18 protein-coding genes are annotated in these 19,108 nt (G+C 55.1%); 5 read left to right on the forward strand and 13 right to left on the reverse strand.

Features of this window, described 5'->3' with window-relative positions; genetic code table 11:
- Window positions 1-18: 18 nt before the first annotated feature.
- Complete coding sequence (gene glyA / locus ACRQ84_RS10060) at window positions 19-1,272, reverse strand: serine hydroxymethyltransferase (RefSeq protein ID WP_064739567.1); 1,254 nt, start codon at window positions 1,270-1,272, stop codon at window positions 19-21.
- Between the two features lie 339 nt (window positions 1,273-1,611).
- On the opposite strand from glyA, the gene hmpA reads away from it, so the two are divergent.
- On the forward strand, window positions 1,612-2,796 hold the full coding sequence (gene hmpA / locus ACRQ84_RS10065; RefSeq protein WP_483815976.1) for an NO-inducible flavohemoprotein: 1,185 nt from the start codon (window positions 1,612-1,614) through the stop codon (window positions 2,794-2,796).
- A 51-nt stretch (window positions 2,797-2,847) separates the two neighbouring features.
- Here the strand turns inward: hmpA and glnB are convergent, their stop codons facing one another.
- From glnB to ACRQ84_RS10085, 4 genes are all read right to left on the reverse strand, one after another.
- The gene (gene glnB / locus ACRQ84_RS10070; RefSeq protein WP_007886217.1) at window positions 2,848-3,186 is read right to left on the reverse strand and encodes a nitrogen regulatory protein P-II; all 339 of its coding nucleotides are present in this window, start codon (window positions 3,184-3,186) and stop codon (window positions 2,848-2,850) included.
- A gap of 75 nt (window positions 3,187-3,261) precedes the next feature.
- A complete protein-coding gene (gene glrR, locus ACRQ84_RS10075; RefSeq protein ID WP_064739569.1) occupies window positions 3,262-4,593 on the reverse strand; it encodes a two-component system response regulator GlrR in 1,332 nt (443 codons plus the stop codon).
- 2 nt (window positions 4,594-4,595) lie between these two features.
- Window positions 4,596-5,267 carry a two-component system QseEF-associated lipoprotein QseG gene (gene qseG, locus ACRQ84_RS10080; RefSeq protein ID WP_483815977.1) on the reverse strand — a complete coding sequence of 224 codons (672 nt, stop codon included), beginning with the start codon at window positions 5,265-5,267 and terminating at the stop codon, window positions 4,596-4,598.
- 3 nt (window positions 5,268-5,270) lie between these two features.
- On the reverse strand, window positions 5,271-6,698 hold the full coding sequence (locus ACRQ84_RS10085) for a sensor histidine kinase (protein ID WP_483815978.1): 1,428 nt from the start codon (window positions 6,696-6,698) through the stop codon (window positions 5,271-5,273).
- Between the two features lie 68 nt (window positions 6,699-6,766).
- Between ACRQ84_RS10085 and ACRQ84_RS10090 the strand changes: the two genes are divergently transcribed.
- On the forward strand, window positions 6,767-6,967 hold the full coding sequence (locus ACRQ84_RS10090; RefSeq protein ID WP_483815979.1) for a hypothetical protein: 201 nt from the start codon (window positions 6,767-6,769) through the stop codon (window positions 6,965-6,967).
- Between the two features lie 371 nt (window positions 6,968-7,338).
- On the opposite strand, the gene purL is transcribed toward ACRQ84_RS10090, so the two are convergent.
- Window positions 7,339-11,229 carry a phosphoribosylformylglycinamidine synthase gene (gene purL / locus ACRQ84_RS10095; protein ID WP_483815980.1) on the reverse strand — a complete coding sequence of 1,297 codons (3,891 nt, stop codon included), beginning with the start codon at window positions 11,227-11,229 and terminating at the stop codon, window positions 7,339-7,341.
- Window positions 11,230-11,499: 270 nt separating this feature from the next.
- On the opposite strand from purL, the gene mltF reads away from it, so the two are divergent.
- Window positions 11,500-12,957, forward strand: a complete 1,458-nt coding sequence (gene mltF, locus ACRQ84_RS10100; protein ID WP_064739574.1) for a membrane-bound lytic murein transglycosylase MltF — start codon at window positions 11,500-11,502, stop codon at window positions 12,955-12,957.
- Here the strand turns inward: mltF and tadA are convergent.
- Entirely contained in the window at window positions 12,954-13,421 is a 468-nt protein-coding gene (gene tadA / locus ACRQ84_RS10105) for a tRNA adenosine(34) deaminase TadA (protein WP_064739686.1), read from the reverse strand. The two genes, mltF and tadA, sit on opposite strands and share 4 nt — an antisense overlap.
- Window positions 13,422-13,512: 91 nt before the next feature.
- Complete coding sequence (yfhb, locus tag ACRQ84_RS10110; RefSeq protein WP_064739575.1) at window positions 13,513-14,151, reverse strand: phosphatidylglycerophosphatase C; 639 nt, start codon at window positions 14,149-14,151, stop codon at window positions 13,513-13,515.
- Window positions 14,152-14,318: 167 nt separating this feature from the next.
- Here yfhb and ACRQ84_RS10115 point away from each other — a divergent pair, with 167 nt between their 5' ends.
- Both ACRQ84_RS10115 and ACRQ84_RS10120 read left to right on the forward strand, forming a co-directional pair.
- Entirely contained in the window at window positions 14,319-15,158 is an 840-nt protein-coding gene (locus ACRQ84_RS10115; protein WP_064739576.1) for a MurR/RpiR family transcriptional regulator, read from the forward strand.
- 55 nt (window positions 15,159-15,213) lie between these two features.
- Window positions 15,214-15,462: a YfhL family 4Fe-4S dicluster ferredoxin gene (locus tag ACRQ84_RS10120; RefSeq protein WP_064739577.1), complete on the forward strand. Its 249-nt coding sequence runs from the start codon at window positions 15,214-15,216 to the stop codon at window positions 15,460-15,462.
- On the opposite strand, the gene acpS is transcribed toward ACRQ84_RS10120, so the two are convergent.
- The 5 genes from acpS to rnc form a co-directional block, all read right to left on the reverse strand.
- Complete coding sequence (acpS, locus tag ACRQ84_RS10125; protein ID WP_034825626.1) at window positions 15,459-15,839, reverse strand: holo-ACP synthase; 381 nt, start codon at window positions 15,837-15,839, stop codon at window positions 15,459-15,461. The two genes, ACRQ84_RS10120 and acpS, sit on opposite strands and share 4 nt — an antisense overlap.
- Window positions 15,839-16,570, reverse strand: a complete 732-nt coding sequence (gene pdxJ / locus ACRQ84_RS10130; RefSeq protein WP_483815981.1) for a pyridoxine 5'-phosphate synthase — start codon at window positions 16,568-16,570, stop codon at window positions 15,839-15,841. The genes acpS and pdxJ overlap by 1 nt, the downstream gene beginning before the upstream one ends.
- Before the next feature lie 70 nt (window positions 16,571-16,640).
- Complete coding sequence (gene recO / locus ACRQ84_RS10135) at window positions 16,641-17,369, reverse strand: DNA repair protein RecO (RefSeq protein WP_008101510.1); 729 nt, start codon at window positions 17,367-17,369, stop codon at window positions 16,641-16,643.
- A gap of 3 nt (window positions 17,370-17,372) precedes the next feature.
- Window positions 17,373-18,278 (reverse strand): GTPase Era, encoded by a 906-nt coding sequence (gene era, locus ACRQ84_RS10140; protein ID WP_176971031.1) that lies wholly within the window; start codon window positions 18,276-18,278, stop codon window positions 17,373-17,375.
- A gap of 49 nt (window positions 18,279-18,327) precedes the next feature.
- Window positions 18,328-19,008: a ribonuclease III gene (gene rnc / locus ACRQ84_RS10145; protein ID WP_064739581.1), complete on the reverse strand. Its 681-nt coding sequence runs from the start codon at window positions 19,006-19,008 to the stop codon at window positions 18,328-18,330.
- Window positions 19,009-19,108 lie beyond the last annotated feature (100 nt).

The raw sequence follows: 19,108 nt of genomic DNA on the forward strand, positions 1-19,108 counted from the left end.
CATCGACCCGCGTAAAGGTTACGCGTACACCGGCAGACGGCTGCAGATTTCCAGCACTTTCTGTTTGGTGCGTTCGATGGTCGCTTCGTCGTTAATGTTGTCCAGCACGTCAGCGATCCAGCCCGCCAGCTCACGGACTTCAGCTTCTTTGAAGCCACGACGCGTCACTGCAGGTGTACCAATACGCACGCCAGAGGTCACGAACGGGCTCTTCGGATCGTTTGGTACGCTGTTTTTGTTCACGGTGATGTTGGCGCGGCCCAGAGCGGCATCGGCTTCTTTACCGGTCAGGTTTTTGCTGACCAGATCAATCAGGAACAAGTGGTTGTGAGTGCCACCAGAAACGATGTTGTAACCGCGTTCCAGCAGAACTTCCACCATCGCTTTAGCGTTCTTAGCAACCTGCTGTTGATAAGTCTTGAACTCTGGTTCCATTGCTTCTTTGAACGCCACCGCTTTACCGGCGATCACGTGCATCAAAGGACCGCCCTGACCACCCGGGAACACTGCGGAGTTCAGTTTTTTATACAGATCTTCGTCACCATTTTTCGCCAGGATCAGGCCGCCGCGCGGACCCGCCAGGGTTTTATGGGTGGTAGAAGTCACGATGTGTGCGTGAGGAACCGGGTTTGGGTACACGTCTGCAGCAATCAGGCCCGCTACGTGTGCCATATCAACGAACAGGTATGCGCCAACGCTGTCGGCGATTTCACGCATTTTGGCCCAATCGCACACGCCTGAGTAAGCAGAGAAGCCGCCAACAATCATTTTTGGCTTGTGGGTTTGCGCCAGCTCAGCCAGTTCTTCGTAGTTGATTTTGCCGGTTTCATCGATGCCGTAAGGGATAACGTTGTACAGCTTACCAGACAAGTTCACCGGAGAACCGTGTGTCAGGTGACCACCGTGCGCCAGGTTCATGCCCAGAATGGTGTCGCCCGGCTGCAGCAGCGCAGTGTAAACCGCGAAGTTAGCCTGAGAACCGGAGTGCGGCTGCACGTTCGCGAAATCGGCGCCGAACAGTTCTTTCGCACGATCGATCGCCAGTTGCTCAACGATATCAACGTATTCACATCCGCCGTAATAACGTTTGCCCGGATAGCCTTCGGCATATTTGTTGGTGAGCTGTGAACCTTGGGCCTGCATTACGCGTGGGCTGGTGTAGTTTTCAGAAGCAATCAGTTCAATGTGCTCTTCCTGACGCACTTTCTCTTGCTCCATAGCCTGCCACAACGCGGCATCATAATCGGCAATGTTCATATCACGCTTTAACATCCGGACTCTCCTGACTCAGCTAACTTTTTAACGGCAGTTTAGGCCCCGGCAAGGGGGCGAAGGCGAACAGTGTAAACGGTTTTGACAGGTGACGGTAGCGTCAATCCCCTCTTTTTGCGCAAACGATTGGCATGGCGCTGGAACGGGTTTTTTACGCTTTTTTGCAAGCCTGAAAATGACGATATTTCCTCACATTCAACCGGAGAAAATTTCAGCTTTGCGGGCCAGCACGCACCTTTTTTGCCTAATCCTTAATCACAACAGGGGATTTACAGGCGCTTCGATTACCCATAAGATGCATTTAAAATACATGTTTAAATTCACTCTGAGGATGTCACCATGCTCGACGCGCAAACTATCGCTACCATCAAATCCACCTTGCCCGCCATTGCCCAGATCGGTCCGCAGCTTACCGGTCATTTCTACCAGCGTTTACTGACGCAACATCCTGAACTGAAAAACGTGTTCAACATGAACAACCAGCGCAGCGGCAATCAGCGGGAAGCGTTGTTCAACGCCATTGTGGCTTATGGCAGCAACCTGGAAAATTTGGCCGTGCTGTTGCCGGCGGTGGAGAAAATTGCGCAGAAGCATACCAGCCTGAACATTCAGCCCGAGCAGTACGCGATTGTGGGCGAAAACCTGCTGGCGACGATTGATGAGCTGCTGCATCCGGGTGATGAAGTGCTAACCGCGTGGGGTAAAGCGTATGGCGTGCTGGCCGATGTGTTTATTCAGCGGGAAGAAGCCATCTATTCTGCCTCCGAAGCGAAGACGGGTGGCTGGCGCGGCGCGCGTGATTTCCGTATTCGCGCCATCAATCAGGAAAGTTCGGTTATCAAGAGTTTTGAGCTGGTGCCCAACGACGGTCAGCCGGTGGTAACCTTCCTACCAGGTCAGTATCTGGCCATCAGTTTGCAGCCGACAGGTAACGAACATATTCAGCATCGTCAGTATTCGCTGACGCACCAGCCAAACGGGATGTTTTATCGCATCGCGGTTAAACGCGAAGAACTGGGTAGCGTGTCGGGCTGGCTGCACAATAATGCGCAGGTGGGTGATATCGTGCAGTGCGCTGCACCAGCGGGTGATTTCTTCCTGCAGACCGAAGCAGCCACGCCAATTACGCTGATTTCTGCTGGCGTGGGGCAAACCCCAATGTTGGCGATGCTAGCCAATCTGGTAGAGCAGCAACATGCGGCGGCGGTCAACTGGTTACATGCCGTTGAAGCAGGATCTCAGCATGCCTTCGCTGAAGAAGTGAAATCCCTGGGCGCACGCCTGCCAAACTTCACCAGTCACGTTTGGTATCGCCAGCCAGAAAGTGCCGATGACGGACGTTACGACGCGCAGGGCTTGATGGATTTGGCGAGTGTATCCTCCGCATTAAACCAAGCCGATCGACAGTTTTGGATCTGCGGACCGCTGCCGTTTATGCAGTTTGTCGCGCGTCAGCTCGTCGATGCAGGCGTAAGCGCCGACCGTATTCACTACGAAGTGTTTGGTCCTCACAAAGTGCTGTAAAACAAAAAAGCCTGCACAAGGCAGGCTTTTTCAGGCAATGCGCGAAGGGGCTTAAATCGCCTCTTCATCCTCTTCACCGGTACGGATACGCACAACGCGCGCCACGTCAAAGACAAAGATTTTGCCATCGCCGATTTTGCCGGTCTGCGCAGTTTTCATAATGGTTTCTACGCAGGTATCGACGATATCGTCACCTACCACCATTTCGATTTTCACTTTTGGCAGAAAATCAACCATGTACTCTGCGCCGCGATACAGCTCAGTGTGGCCTTTCTGACGACCAAAACCTTTCACTTCACTGACCGTCATCCCGGTGATGCCCACTTCCGCTAACGCTTCACGTACATCATCGAGTTTGAATGGTTTAATAATTGCATCGATCTTTTTCATGACAGATCCTTTTTTACTCCCTCCATGATGGACGGATACCGTTAGTATAAGTGTTCCTGACACCGCCGCAGCAAGCTACTCTTTAAATTCGCTGGCGTCCAGTTCATGGCGCGACAGCAGCTTATAGAATTCAGTGCGGTTACGTCCAGCCAGACGCGCAGCGTTAGTGACATTTCCTTTGGTCATCTGCAGCAATTTACGCAGATAGTTCAGCTCAAACTGATTACGCGCTTCAACGAAAGTGGGCAACGCGGTATTTTCGCCTGCCAGCGCCTGCTCTACTAAAGCATCTCCGATGACCGGCGCGGTACTTAAGGCGACGCACTGCTCAATCACGTTGACCAGTTGACGCACATTGCCCGGCCATGCGGCGCTGACCAATCGCTTCATCGCATCCACCGAGAAGCTACGCACAAAGGGTTTATGACGATCGGCGGACTGCCGCAGCAGATGATTCGCCAGCAGCGGAATATCTTCGGCACGCTCGTGCAGCGCTGGAATTTTCAGGTTCACCACGTTAAGACGATAGTAGAGATCCTCGCGGAAGCTCTTCTTCTCCATCGCTTTCGGCAAATCGCGGTGAGTGGCTGAAATAATGCGCACGTTAATATCCAGATCGCGGTTGCTGCCTAATGGCCGAACTTTACGCTCCTGCAGCACGCGCAGCAGTTTCACTTGCAACGCTTGCGGCATATCACCAATTTCATCCAGGAACAGCGTGCCGCCTTCTGCCGCCTGGAACAGCCCCTCACGCGCGCTGACTGCGCCGGTGAAAGCCCCTTTAGCGTGACCAAACAGTTCGGACTCTAAGAGTTGTTCCGGCAGCGCACCGCAGTTGATAGCGATGAATGGCTTAGTACCGCGCGGGCTGGCGGCATGGATCGCCTGCGCCAATACTTCTTTGCCGGTGCCGCTTTGGCCATTGATCAGAACGCTTACGTCAGATTGTGCCACCATGTGCGATTGTTCCAGCAAGCGCAGCATCTGCGGATTCCGTGTCACAATCGCTTCGCGCCAGCGGTCATCGCTGATCGGCGCGCGTTGGGCCAGCGCTTCATCTATCGCTTTGTACAAGGCATCACGATCGACGGGTTTGGTCAGAAAGCTGAACACGCCTTGTTGGGTGGCGGAAACGGCTTCGGGGATCGAACCGTGCGCAGTGAGAATAATTACCGGTAAACCCGCATGGCGTTTCTGCACTTCGCCGAACAGCGCCAGACCATCCATTTCATCCATGCGCAGGTCGCTGATCACCAAATCGACCTTCTCTTTCTGCAGATGACGCAGCGCTTCCGGCCCGCTGGCGGCCGTCGCTACCTGATAGCCTTCGCTACTCAGACGCATTCCGAGCAGTTTTAGTAAGCCCGGATCGTCATCCACCAGCAATAAACGTGCGGCCTGTTTCATGATTACTGATCCTCACTCTGCACATCGCTGCCGCCGTGCGCTGCGTCGCTGCTGTCCGGCACCTTGCGCGATGACAACTGGCGTTCAATATCAGTTAAACGCTCTAACTTGCGTTGGGTATCGGCCAGTGACTGGCGCATTTTGGTTTGCTGCTGGCGCAGGTTATCCATTTCAGCATCATTACTTTGCTGCAGCGCCGCGTAACGTCCTCGCGCTTCACTCAACTCAAGTTGCGCCGCCTGGTTGCTGCGCCACAGCTGCAGCAGCGGACGCACTGCCGCCGGATAAGAGGCGCTATAACCGTCCAATGTGGTGACGTAATCACGGCGTTCGACCGGCGTGACGTTACCGTTCGCGAGTAAGATGCCTTGTTTAAAGGCACGCGCCCAACCTTGCACCGGCCAACGACGTGCTTCAGCACGCGCTTCAGCCGGCGATAAATGCTCGGCGCAATCAATGGCGCGCTGCCAGTACAGCGGATTGCCTGAGGCGGCTGGCGTTTCGATTTGCCACACATTTTGGCAATCGGTCGCGAGGTAATCCGGCAGACGCACGTCCGGTTCAGGCACGCTGACGCCATTATGTTGCGCACGATCTTGTGACGGTGCCTGACAGGCACTGAGGCTTAACGCCAGCACTGCACAGGTCACAAATTTAGATAGGGTGAATTTCATTAATCAGGCATTCCCGGCGCTGGTCGTCAAAATGATACGAAAACAGACATCCGCATCCTTGCGTGTTACCAACTGCAGATCGCCTTGCATCCTGCGCAGACAATCTTTGGCGATGCTTAAGCCCAGCCCACTGCCTTTAACCGGCCCTTTACGCTGTTGGCTGCCCTGATAAAAGGGCTCAAAAATCATCGCCTGCTCTTCAGCCGGAATCGGTGTGCCGGTGTTCGCCACCTCAATCCACACCTGGTTGCCCTTCTGCTGGCTCTGCAGCCAGATGTTACCGGATTCGCTGCCGTAGTTCACGGCGTTCGAGTAGAGGTTATCAATCACACGTTGCAGCAGCGTCGCTTCCGCAAGACAGTGATGCACTTGCAGATCAATGTGCGTCGTCATTTCACGTGCACTGGCTGGCAACGAGTGCACTTTTACTACCGCATCTATGATTTCATTTAGCGCAACGGGCTCCAGAGCCATTGGGCTATCGGCCAGCTTGCGGTTGTAATCGAGTAACTGCTCGATGAGACGCTGTAAATGGCGGCTGCTGGTATCGAGAATCGCCACCACTTCCTGCTGCTCGGCATTCAGTGGACCGGCGACTTGATCCGCCAGCAGTTCAGTACCTTCACGCAGGCTGGCGAGCGGCGTTTTCAGCTCATGCGACAGATGCCGCAGAAATTCGTGGCGCTGCTCCTCCAGCCAGCTTAAACGCTCACTCAGCCAGACGATGCGCTGCCCCAGAGATCGGATCTCACGTGGACCGCGAAAGCTGCCGCTATCGCCTAAAGCTTTGCCTTCACCCAGCCGATTGATCATGCGTTCAACCCGCTTCACCGGACCGATGATCATCCCAGTGAACAGTAAGACCAGCACCAGGCTGATCAGGAACAGGATTAGCGCCTGCCAGCCAAAAAACTGGCCGCGATCGGCAATTTCACGCTGCAGCTGTAAGCCGCGCGAAAACACCACTTCACGCGTGGCCTGCACCATTTTTGTATTGGTATCGGAGAAACGCTCCAGCGCATTGGCGGCTTGCGTTTCAGGATTGCCGTTATCGCACTGCATCTGCTGCAGCTGCGGTAGGGTCGTTTGCAGTACTTTGAATGAAGGCAGATCGGGCAAACTGGCGGCGTGACTGCTGAGCATTTGGCCGTAACGCGTCCATTGCGTTTGATACAGCTTCGCCAGCGACGCATCGCCAAGTACACAATATTGACGGTAGCTGCGCTCCAGCTCCAGCGCGGTCCGCGCCATCGCTTCGCTGCGACGCACATCGGTAAAAGTGTTGCGGTTGGTATCCGCCGCCTGGTTGCTTAACGCCGAGAGGCTTTCCCACGCTTGCCACGCCAATACCAGCAGCGGCAACAATACCAGCAGGAAGGCCATTAACACCAACTGCCGCAGGGATCGGGGAAACAGACGCCATTTATTCACTACCGCGCTTCCTTAAATGTGAGCTGCAGGCATGCTAGCGAAGTATCAAAATGGAAGAAAGGCCAGATATGAAAACGGCAGGCCTTTTGGCCTGCCGTGAGAGCGACGCCGCAGCATCGCTTGCAAAAAAGGTGGAGCCTAACTCAACGTTGCGTCCGATGCTTGATAACGTTGCAAAGCAAACGATTATCGGTGAGGTGGACGACAGGCTCCGTTTGGTGCGTCATTCGGTTTTTATGAGCTCAGCCGCTAAAGCGGGGCAATCATAAACAGGTGAATGAGCCACACAGGGAGTATAGCAAGTATCGTGCCAATAAATAAATAGTGTTTATTATCAGAGGAATGCCAGATGGGAAGCGTTCTTCGCCTGAAAAGCGGACCGGACGGTCTGGGAAAAATGTCGCTGATTAGCAACAGGTTTAGAGCATGTATTTCCAGATCATATAAATCAATGGGTTAAATGTCACCTTTTGACGACACCACCACAGGCGTAATGTCGCCAATTTCCGACAGTTCGTAATCAATGCCGATTTCAGACAGGTCGCTATGAATGGCGACCCTACGAAAAAATAAAGGCCGCTTTTGCGCGGCCTTTGTAGGGTGCCCATTAATGGGCACCGATAACATGCAGGATGAACGCTTAACCCAACTGCTTACGCGCGTTGCGGAAGATACGCATCCACGGGCTATCTTCGCCCCACTCTGCCGGATGCCAGGAGTTGCTCACGGTACGGAACACACGCTCTGGGTGCGGCATCATAATGGTGACGCGGCCGCTTTCGTTGGTTACCGCAGTGATGCCGTTTGGTGAGCCGTTCGGGTTCGCCGGGTAGCTTTCCGTCACTTTGCCGAAGTTGTCGACGAAGCGCAGCGCCACCAATCCTTTGCTCTCCAGCTGTGCCAAATGCGCACCGTCGCGTACTTCAACAAAACCTTCACCGTGCGATACCGCGATTGGCATATGCGATCCAACCATGCCATCTAGCAACAGCGACGGACTCGCCGCTACCTCGACCAGGCTGAAACGTGCTTCGAAACGCTCGGACTGGTTACGCACAAAGCGTGGCCATAGTTCGCTGCCTGGAATCAGTTCACGCAGGTTCGACATCATCTGGCAACCGTTACATACGCCGAGTGCCAGCGTCTGTGGACGATGGAAGAAGTTCTCAAACTCATCACGCACGCGGCCATTGAACAGGATGGATTTCGCCCAGCCTTCACCCGCGCCCAGCACATCACCGTAAGAGAAGCCACCGCAGGCGACCAGTGCCTGGAACTCTTCCAGACCGCGACGACCAGCCAACAGATCGCTCATGTGCACGTCAACTGCAGTAAAGCCAGCACGGTGGAAGGCGGCGGCCATTTCTACGTGTGAGTTGACGCCCTGCTCACGCAATACCGCCACACGCGGACGTGCGCCGGTTGCAATCATCGGGGCTGCAACATCCTCTTCTGGCTTAAAGGTCAAATGGACGTTCAGACCTGGGTCGTTATCGTCTTTCTTCGCTTCATGCTCCTGATCGGCGCAGGCTGGGTTATCACGCAGACGCTGCATCTGCCAAGTGGTTTCTGCCCACCAGGTACGCAACGTGGTGCGGCTTTCGCTGTACACCACACTATCGCCAGAACGGATCACGAAGCGATCGCCCGGCAACGCTTTACCTATCACATGCAGGCTCGCGCTCAGGCCGTGGTCAGCAAACACCTTCTCAACAGCTGCACGATCCGCTGCGTTAATCTGCAGCACCGCGCCCAGTTCTTCGGTGAACAATGCAGCTAACGCATCGCTGCCCAGTGCGGCGATATCGGCTTCGATTCCGCAGTGACCGGTAAAGGCCATCTCCGCCAGCGTGACCAGCAGGCCGCCGTCAGAACGGTCGTGATAGGCCAGCAGTTTCTGCTCAGCTACCAGCGCCTGAATGGCGTTAAAGAAGCCCGCCAGTTGGGTGGCGTCACGCACGTCGGCAGGTTTGTCGCCCAGTTGACGATACACCTGCGACAGCGCGGTTGCACCCAAGGTGTTAGCACCGTTGCCCAGATCCACCAGCAGCAGCAGGTTATCTTGATCGGCTTGCAGCTGCGGTGTCACCGTGCGACGCACATCTTCAATACGCGCAAATGCAGTGATGACCAGCGACAGCGGCGAGGTCATTTCGCGCTGCTCGGTACCTTGCTGCCAGCGGGTTTTCATCGACATGGAGTCTTTGCCCACTGGAATGGTGATGCCCAACGCGGGACACAACTCTTCGCCGACCGCTTTAACGGCAGCGTACAAACCGGCGTCTTCGCCCGGGTGACCGGCAGCGGCCATCCAGTTCGCGGAGAGCTTCACGCGTTGCAGCGAACCAATTGAGGTTGCTGCGATGTTGGTCAGCGCCTCACCGACTGCCAGACGACCTGAAGCCGCGAAGTCGAGCAAGGCGACTGGCGCACGTTCGCCGAGGGAGAAGGCTTCACCGTGATAGCTATCGAGGCTGGCGGTGGTGACGGCGCAGTTCGCCACCGGAATCTGCCACGGCCCCACCATCTGATCGCGCGCGACCATGCCGGTTACGCTGCGATCGCCAATAGTAATCAGGAAGGTTTTTTCCGCTACGGTCGGCAAGTGCAGCACACGATTCACTGCATCCGCAACGGTAATCCCATCGCGCTGTAGCGCATCGCCTTTGGCTTGCTGACTGGCAACATCACGCGTCATCTTCGGCGTTTTGCCCAGCAGCACGTCGAGCGGCATGTCGATGGGCTTATTGTCGAAGTGGCTGTCGGCGAGGTTCAGGTGCAGCTCTTCAGTGGCTTCACCAATCACCGCATACGGCGCGCGTTCACGCAGGCACAGCTCATCAAACAGCGCCAGTTTCTCCGGCGCTACTGCCAGCACATAACGTTCCTGCGATTCGTTACACCAGACTTCCAGCGGGCTCATGCCTGGTTCATCGCTGAGGATATCGCGCAGATTGAAATTACCACCACGATTACCGTCGCTCACCAGTTCTGGCATGGCGTTCGAAAGACCGCCTGCGCCCACATCGTGGATGAACAGAATCGGGTTGGCTTCGCCCAGCTGCCAGCAGCGGTCGATCACTTCCTGGCAACGACGTTCCATTTCGGGGTTGTCGCGCTGGACAGATGCAAAATCGAGATCGGCATCTGACTGGCCAGAAGCCATTGACGATGCCGCGCCACCGCCCAAACCGATGTTCATGGCCGGACCGCCCAGCACGATCAGCTTGGCGCCCACGACAATCTCGCCTTTCTGCACGTGATCGGCACGGATGTTACCGATGCCGCCCGCCAGCATGATCGGCTTGTGATAGCCGCGCAGTTCCACGCCATTGTGACTGTTGACGCGCTCTTCATAGGTACGGAAATAGCCGTTCAGGGCCGGACGACCAAATTCATTGTTGAACGCCGCGCCGCCTAGCGGGCCTTCGGTCATGATATCCAGTGCAGTAACAATGCGATCCGGCTTGCCGAAATCCTCTTCCCACGGCTGTTCGAAGCCCGGAATACGCAGGTTCGATACCGAGAATCCGACCAGACCGGCTTTGGGCTTCGCGCCACGTCCGGTGGCACCTTCATCACGGATTTCGCCACCGGAACCGGTCGCCGCACCCGGCCACGGTGAAATGGCGGTTGGGTGGTTATGGGTTTCGACTTTCATCAGGATGTGCGCTTCTTCCTGATGGAATGCGTATTCGCCCTTCTGTGCATCGGCATAGAAGCGGCCAACCTCGGAACCTTCCATGACCGCAGCGTTGTCTTTATAAGCAGACAGCACATGCTCAGGATTGTGTTCAAAGGTGTTTTTAATCATTTTAAACAGCGACTTCGGCTGCTTTTCGCCGTCGATAATCCAGTCGGCATTGAAGATCTTGTGACGGCAGTGCTCGGAGTTTGCTTGCGCAAACATGTAGAGCTCGATGTCGTTCGGATTGCGGCCCAGCTTGGTAAAGGCGTCGAGCAGATAATCGATCTCATCGTCGGCCAGCGCCAGGCCCAGCGTGGTGTTGGCCTGATCCAGCGCGCTGCGACCTGCGCCCAGCACGTCGATAGTTGAAAGCGGCTGTGGCTGATGGTGAGCAAACAGCTGCTGCGCATCGCTGAGGTCAGTGAATACAGTTTCCATCATGCGATCATGCAGCAGGCTGGCCAGTTGCTGCCACTGTGCTTCCGTCAGCGTGGGCGCTTGCACATAAAAGGCCATGCCGCGCTCAAGGCGCAAAACCTGTGGCAGATCGCAGTTGTGGGCGATGTCAGTGGCTTTCGATGACCAGGGTGAAATGGTGCCGGGACGCGGCGTTACCAGCAACAGACGCCCTTGCGGCGCGTGTTCGGCGAGAGAAGGACCGTATTTAAGCAGACGTTGCAGGCGGGCTTGCTCATCCGCACTGAGCGGTGCGCTCACATCGGCAAAATGGACGTACTCGGCGTAAATATCACTCACTGAAAGGTGAGCGTCCTGAAAGCGGGTCAGCAGTTTGTTTACACGAAATGCCGACAGAGCGGGCGAACCACGCAGAATTTCCATCATTAAAGATCTCTCGTCTTTGAAGTGCCGGGCGACGCTTCATTGGGCGCAACAGGGGAAAACGGGCGGTATTATAGAGAAACAGCACCGGTTACGAAACCGTTTGCGCATAAATTCTGGCACCTGGCGTTTGGCTGAATTTTGCACAATTCTTGCTATAAAAGTTGCCCTGCCCCTTTTTGTTGCGCAAAATGCCCATCGCTCTGGGAGTTAAAACAACATAAATACTGCCTTTAAAAGACAGAGGCCTGTGAGCCATTACGAGACAACTATTTGAAACGCCTAAAAATAAACTATCTGTTTATCGGTCTGATCACCGTGCTACTTGCGCTAGCATTGTGGCCTTCAATCCCGTGGTACGGGAGCGGAACAGACGCGCTATCACAGATCAAATCACGCGGAGTGCTGCGCATCAGTACCGTTAACTCTCCGCTGACTTACTACACCATTAACAATGCACCAGCCGGCATGGATTACGAGCTGGCGAAGCGCTTCGCCGATTATCTTGGCGTGAAACTTGAGGTTGAGGTGCGTCCTAACCTCGGCGATCTGTTTGACGACCTGGATGACGGTAAAGCGGATTTGCTGGCTGCCGGTCTGATCTACAACAGCGAGCGCCTCGCGCACTACCAAAGTGGCCCGAGCTACTATTCGGTGTCGCAGCAGCTGGTGTACCGCATTGATAAGCCCCGACCGAAAAATCTCGGCGATCTTAAAGGCCGCCTGATTGTGCAGTCCGGTTCGGCATATCTGTCAACTTTACGTTCCGCCAAAGCTGACAGCTATCCCGATCTCGACTGGGCAATCTCCACCGATCAGGGCCAGAAAGCGCTGCTCGAAGCGGTCGCCGACGGCAAACTCGACTACACCGTAGGTGATTCGGTCACCATTGGCTTGCTGCAGCGTATTCATCCGCAGCTGGCGGTGGCGTTTGATGTGACAGATGAAGAACCGGTTACCTGGTACTTGCCACGTAACGATGATGACAGCCTAAACGCGGCGATGCTCGACTTCTATAGCCAGATGGGCGAAGAAGGCACCATGGCGCGGCTGGAAGAGAAATATCTCGGTCACGTTGGCACCTTTGATTACGTTGATACTCGCACGTTCCTGCGCGCCATTGACAACACGCTGCCGGATATCAAACCGCTGTTTGAGAAATATTCGGCCAGCATGGATTGGCGTTTGCTGGCGGCGATCTCATATCAGGAATCGCACTGGAATCCGCAGGCCACTTCGCCAACTGGCGTGCGCGGCATGATGATGTTGACGCGTAATACCGCCGACAGCCTTGACGTCAACGATCGTCTCGATCCCGAACAGAGCATTCGTGGCGGCAGCGAATATCTCAAACGCATGATGGAAAAAGTGCCCGAGAGCATTCCTGAAGATGAACGTATCTGGTTTGCGCTGGCGGCTTATAACATGGGCTACGCGCACATGCTGGATGTGCGTAAGCTGACGGCGAAACAGGGCGGCAATCCGGACAGCTGGGCCGACGTGAAGCTACGTTTGCCGATGCTGAGCCAGAAGCGCTATTACACGCAAACCACCTACGGCTACGCGCGCGGGCATGAAGCGTATAACTACGTGGAGAATATCCGTAAGTATCAGATAAGCCTGGTGGGATATTTGCAGGAGCAGGAGAAGCGTTTAGCGCAGCAGTCGGCGCTCGAGGCCGAGTTAGGCGCCGGTTACCCGGCGGTCGAACCGAAAATTGCGATGAATTAACCGGTGCGCTGCGCCTGACGCAGCGCCTTCTTCTGCTCACGACGCATGCGGAAGAAGTCACTCAGCATCCCAGCGCATTCATCCGCCAGCACACCGCAATCAATCTGAATGTGATGATTCATACCGGGATGGCCAATCACATCCAGCAGTGAACCGGCCGCGCCGGTTTTCTCATCCTTAGCGCCATACACCAGCCGCGTGATGCGACTGTGCACCATCGCACCGGCACACATCACACAGGGTTCCAGCGTGACATAGAGCGTGGTATCCAGCAGACGATAGTTTTCCAGCACCTTGCCACCCTGACGTAGCGCCATGATCTCGGCATGCGCGGTGGGATCGTGCTGACCAATCGGCCGATTCCAGCCTTCGCCAATCACGTTATCGCCCTGCACCAACACCGCACCAACCGGCACTTCGCCCTGCTCCCACGCGCGCTTAGCCAGTTCCAGCGCATAACGCATCCAATATTCATCAGTTTGTGGGTTCACCAGGCAACTCCTGCGGGCAATAAAGGCGGCGCATTATAGCGATGCAGCAGCCGGAATCGAAGCGTTATTCCAGCTGCTGCAACTCGCCGCGCGGCGTAACTCGCCAGCGATGCTGACAGAAGAACAACAGCGGGTTGTCCTGCTTGCTGTCGCTGTAGCCGCTATACAGCTGTAGAGGTGTGCCGATTTTCTCTTCGAGCTGTGCCACCTTTTCATGGCCGAGACAGCGCATCGACAGCAAGCGTCCGCCACGGCCCGGTTTCATCTGGCTGGCGATCAGCTGTACCCGCGGTAAGAAGGCCGAGTCAAAATAGACTTGCTCCACCAGCGACTGCGGCGAACCGGTAATTAACCAGACATCGGCATCGTTACTGCTGAGATAGTCGGTAAGGCGCTGCTGCACTACCGGAAACGCGGTAACGCGCTGGCGGAACCACTCAGCGAATTCCGCTTCACGCTGGCGCAGACGTGATTCGCTATGGCCGAAGGTAATCGCCCACAGCAGTAAACTCATCGGCCAGCGTGCGGCGCGGCCTTTGATTAGCATGCCAAGACCAATTACCGGTAACAGCGGCACCACCAATAGCAGATTGATCGGCTGACGTCGCAGCAGATAGCGCATAAAGGTGCCAAACATGTCTTGCTGATGTAGCGTGCCATCGAGATCGAAAAACACCACGCGTCGTTGTGTACCCTTAGTCAAACAGCACTCCTTCTCTATCCTTCGCGGTTTCTGCACTACAGTGTAGCCAGCTTCGGCGTTCGAGGCGAAAGCTGCTATTTTTAATTCCAGTGACTACAATGCCATTTGAATAGTTTATTCTTCGCCTTTACGCGCTGTTTGCGGATAAAAGAATTAAGGATCGAACCATGAGTTCATTGCTGCGCATTCGTCAGCTTTACCCTCGACTGGCGCTAAATGAGCGCCGGCTGGCGGATTTTTTGCTGTCGCAGCCGGATCGTGCACGGCATCTCAGTTCACAAAAACTTGCCGAGGAATCGGGGGTTAGCCAGTCCAGCGTGGTGAAGTTTGCCCAGAAACTGGGTTATAAAGGATTTCCGGCGCTGAAGCTGGCGCTGAGCGAATCGATGGCCGATCGCGATGCGATTACTGTGCATAACCATATTCTTAGCGATGACCCACTCAAAGTGGTGGGCGAAAAGCTGCTGACCGAAAAAATCTCGGCGATCCGCGCCACGCTGGATATCAATAGCGAAGAGAAACTGCTGCAAACCTTACAGCTACTGAAAAATGCCAATCGTATTTTACTGGTCGGCATCGGCGCGTCCGGTTTAGTGGCGAAAGATTTTTCATGGAAGCTAATGAAAATCGGCATCAATGCGGTGGCGGAGCAGGATATGCACGCTTTGCTGGCCAGCGTGCAAGCAATGGCGCCGGGCGATGTGTTGCTGGCCATTTCCTATACCGGCGAACGACGCGAAATTAACCTGGCGGCGCAGGAAGCGGTGCAGGTCGGCGCCGATGTGCTGGCCTTTACCGGCTTTACGCCAAATGCGCTGCAGCAGAGTGCCACGGTTTGCCTCTATACCGTGGCTGAGGAACAGAGCACGCGCAGCGCGGCGATATCGTCGACCAGCGCGCAGCTGGCGCTCACGGATCTGCTGTTTATGGCGCTGGTACAAAACGATCCGGAACGCGCATCAAGCCATATCCGTCACAGCGAAGAGTTGGTGAAAAAGCTGGTCTGATGAGATGAGGCGCGTATAATACCCGCGCCGTTTATGCTGTTATTGGATTTCCGCTATGGCTCTGCTCATTACCACCAAATGCATCAATTGCGATATGTGCGAACCTGAATGCCCAAACCAGGCAATCAGCTTAGGCGATGCGATCTATGAGATTGATGTTGACCGCTGCACCGAGTGCGTGGGCCATTATGATGTGCCGACCTGCCAAAGCGTCTGCCCGATTGATAACACCATTATTGCTGATCCACAGCACCCGGAGAGTCGCGAGGCGCTGTGGGAGAAGTTTGTGGTGTTGCACCATTAATCTTCGATAATTACCGTCGCACAGGCGTAATGGCGTTCATCTGCTAAGGTCACATGTACGTGCTTCACACCGAGCTGACTGGCAATCACTTTGGCTTGCTCAAAGAAACGTAACCCCGGCTTGCCCAGCGCATCGTTATATACTTCGAACTGATTGAAGGCCAGGCCACCGCGAATGCCGGTGCCGAACGCTTTCGCTGCCGCCTCTTTCACCGCAAAACGCTTGGCAAGGAAGCGCACCGGTTGCTGGTGCGCCTGATATTGCTGCCACTCGGCTTCGCTTAATACGCGGCGGGCCAAACGATCGCCGGAGCGTTCGATCACTCCCGCGATACGTTCGATCTCGACGATGTCGCTACCGAGTCCGAGAATCGCCATTAGCGACGTGCTTCCCGCATCAGCTGCTTCATTTCGCTGACCGCATCAGCCAGACCGCTGAACAGTGCGCGACCAATGATTGCATGGCCGATATTCAGTTCATGCATTTCTGGCAGTGCAGCAATCGGTTGTACGTTGTGATAGGTCAAACCGTGGCCGGCATTCACTTTCAGACCAAGGCTGGCGGCGAAGGTTGCGGCTTTACGGATGCGTGACAGTTCAGCCTGGCGCGCCAGACCTTCTGGCGCTTCGGCATAGGCGCCGGTGTGAATTTCGATATAAGGTGCGCCACTGGCTACGGCGGCTTCAATCTGACGGTGATCGGCATCAATAAACAGTGACACCAGAATACCTGCGTCGCTCAACAAGCGCACCGCGGCATTAATTTTGTCCTGCTGACCCGCCACATCCAATCCACCTTCGGTCGTCACTTCCTGACGCTTTTCCGGCACCAGACAAACGAAGTGCGGCTGGATTTCGCAGGCAATGTCGATCATCTCGTCAGTCACCGCCATCTCCAGATTCATGCGCGTCTGAATGGTGTCACGCAGGATGCGCACATCGCGATCGGTAATGTGGCGACGATCTTCACGCAGATGCACGGTAATGCCGTCGGCACCGGCCTGCTCAGCAACAAACGCGGCCTGCACCGGATCGGGATAGTTTGTGCCACGTGCGTTACGTACGGTGGCAATGTGGTCAATGTTGACGCCTAACAGCAACTCAGCCATGACAATCCTTAAATGTGTTCAGTGTGTTTGCAGTGTACCGCGCTGACTATATCAGGCGGTACGACCAGCGCTAGTCGTTTGCCACATCGGGTTTCTTTTTTGGCACAAACTGGCGAAACAGTTCCTGGCTCTTTAGCGGTTTGCCGCCAAGATAGGGCTTCAGCGCCATACGCGTAAAGCGTTTGGCGGCGCGCAAGGTATCAGCATCGGGGAATTCACGTTCCCATAATGCACGCAGCTGGCGGCCGGTAAAGCTACGCTGATTGACCACTAAACTGGCGATAAAGCCCTTCTCTTCACGGTAGCTGTAGGTCATGCCATCGGCAACTTCTTCGCCGCTGCCGGCACAATGCAGGAAATCGACGCCGTAGCCGAGATGCCCAAGCAGCGCCAGCTCAAACCGACGCAGCGCCGGTTCAGGCGAGCCGTTGCCTGCCGCCAGAGTTTGGATGCAATTCAGGTAATCGAAGAACATGTCAGAGAAAGGGATTTGCTGCTCCAGCACGCGCGACAGCAGTTCGTTGACGTAGAGTCCGCAGTAGAGCGTGATGCCGCTGAGCGGCAATGCCAGCGAAACGGCTTCGGCATTGCGTAGCGTTTTGACGTCACCGCGTCCGCCCCAGCGCACCAGCAGTGGCGTGAAGGGTTGCAGTGCACCTTTCAGTTGCGAACGGCGCGAGCGGGCACCTTTGGCAAGGACGCGGACGCGCCCTTCGCTTTCGCTGAATAGATCGAGAAGCAGGCTGGTTTCGCTGTAAGGGCGACTATGCAGCACAAAGGCGCGTTGCCAGCCTTCCATCGATTACCCTTCGTCAGAGTAACCTAAGCTGCGCAGCGCACGTTCATCGTCCGCCCAGCCAGATTTCACTTTAACCCACAGTTCGAGATGCACTTTCGCCTCAAACATCTCTTCCATGTCTTTACGTGACTCAATGCCGATGGTTTTGATCTTGGCGCCTTTATTGCCGATGACCATCTTTTTCTGGCCTTCGCGCTCAACGAGAATCAGACCATTGATGTCGTAGCCGCCGCGATCGTTAGAGACAAACTGCTCAATTTCTACGGTAACGGAATAAGGCAGCTCAGCGCCAAGGAAGCGCATCAGTTTTTCACGGATGATCTCAGATGCCATAAAACGCTGCGAGCGGTCGGTGACATAATCTTCTGGGAAATGATGCTCAGATTTTGGCAGGCATTTGCGTGCAATCGCCGCAATAGCGTCAACATTTTTGCCGCTTTCCGCAGAGATCGGTACGATTTCGAGGAAGTTCATCTGCTGGCTGAGGAACTGCAGATGAGGCAAAAGAATGCTCTTATCCTGAATGTTGTCGACTTTGTTGATCGCCAATACCACAGGAACCTGGTTATCACGTAGCTTGTTGAGCACCATCTCGTCGTCTGGCGTCCAGCGCGTGCCTTCAACCACAAAGATCACCAGCTCAACATCACCGATGGAGCTGCTGGCCGCACGGTTCATCAAGCGGTTGATCGCTCGCTTCTCTTCCATGTGCAGCCCTGGCGTATCCACATAGATCGCCTGATAAGCGCCTTCCGTGTGGATGCCCATAATACGGTGACGCGTGGTTTGCGGCTTGCGTGACGTGATCGACACTTTCTGCCCCAGCAACTGGTTCAGCAAAGTGGATTTACCGACGTTTGGTCGGCCTACGATCGCGACAAAGCCGCTATATGTTTCGAGTTCGCTCATTCGAGTCCTGACTTGGGCAGCGCCGCTTTCGACGCTGCGATGTGACTATTTATTCGAGGCCAAGCTTAATTAACGCCTGTTCGGCAGCTGCTTGCTCGGCTTTACGGCGGCTGGAGCCAATGCCCACCACCGGTTCTGCCATGCCACTCACCTGACAGTGAATGGTGAATTCCTGATCGTGGGCTTCGCCACGCACCTGCACCACCAAATACGAAGGCAGCGGCAGATGACGTCCCTGCAAATACTCTTGCAGGCGCGTTTTCGGATCTTTTTGCTTATCGCCCGGGCTGATGGCTTCCAGTCGCGAGTGATACCAGTCGAGAATTAACTTTTCGACGGTTTGAATGCTGCTATCAAGGAAAATGCCGCCAATCAAGGCTTCAACGGTATCCGCGAGAATAGATTCACGACGGAAACCGCCGCTTTTCAACTCGCCCGGACCAAGGCGTAAACATTCGCCGAGGTCGAATTCTCGCGCCATTTCCGCCAGCGTATTCCCACGAACCAACGTGGCACGCATGCGACTCATATCGCCTTCGTCCACGCGCGGGAAGCGGTGATAAAGCGCATTGGCGATCACGTAGCTAAGAATAGAATCGCCAAGGAATTCAAGACGTTCATTGTGTTTGCTGCTGGCACTACGGTGCGTCAATGCCTGCTGCAATAAATCCGGATGAGTAAAAGTGTAGCCCAGTTTGCGCTGCAGCTTATTAATGACGATGGGGTTCATGCTATTCCAGTTGTTCTGTGCGTCTGTCACTGCATACGAAACAGGGCTGCGGTTCCAACCTGTTCTGTTTCGTGTGCACTGGCCTCCCTTACGGAAGGCC

The sequence above is a fragment of the Pantoea sp. E2023-21 genome, from assembly GCF_051302795.1.
Classification (GTDB): domain Bacteria; phylum Pseudomonadota; class Gammaproteobacteria; order Enterobacterales; family Enterobacteriaceae; genus Pantoea; species Pantoea ludwigii_A.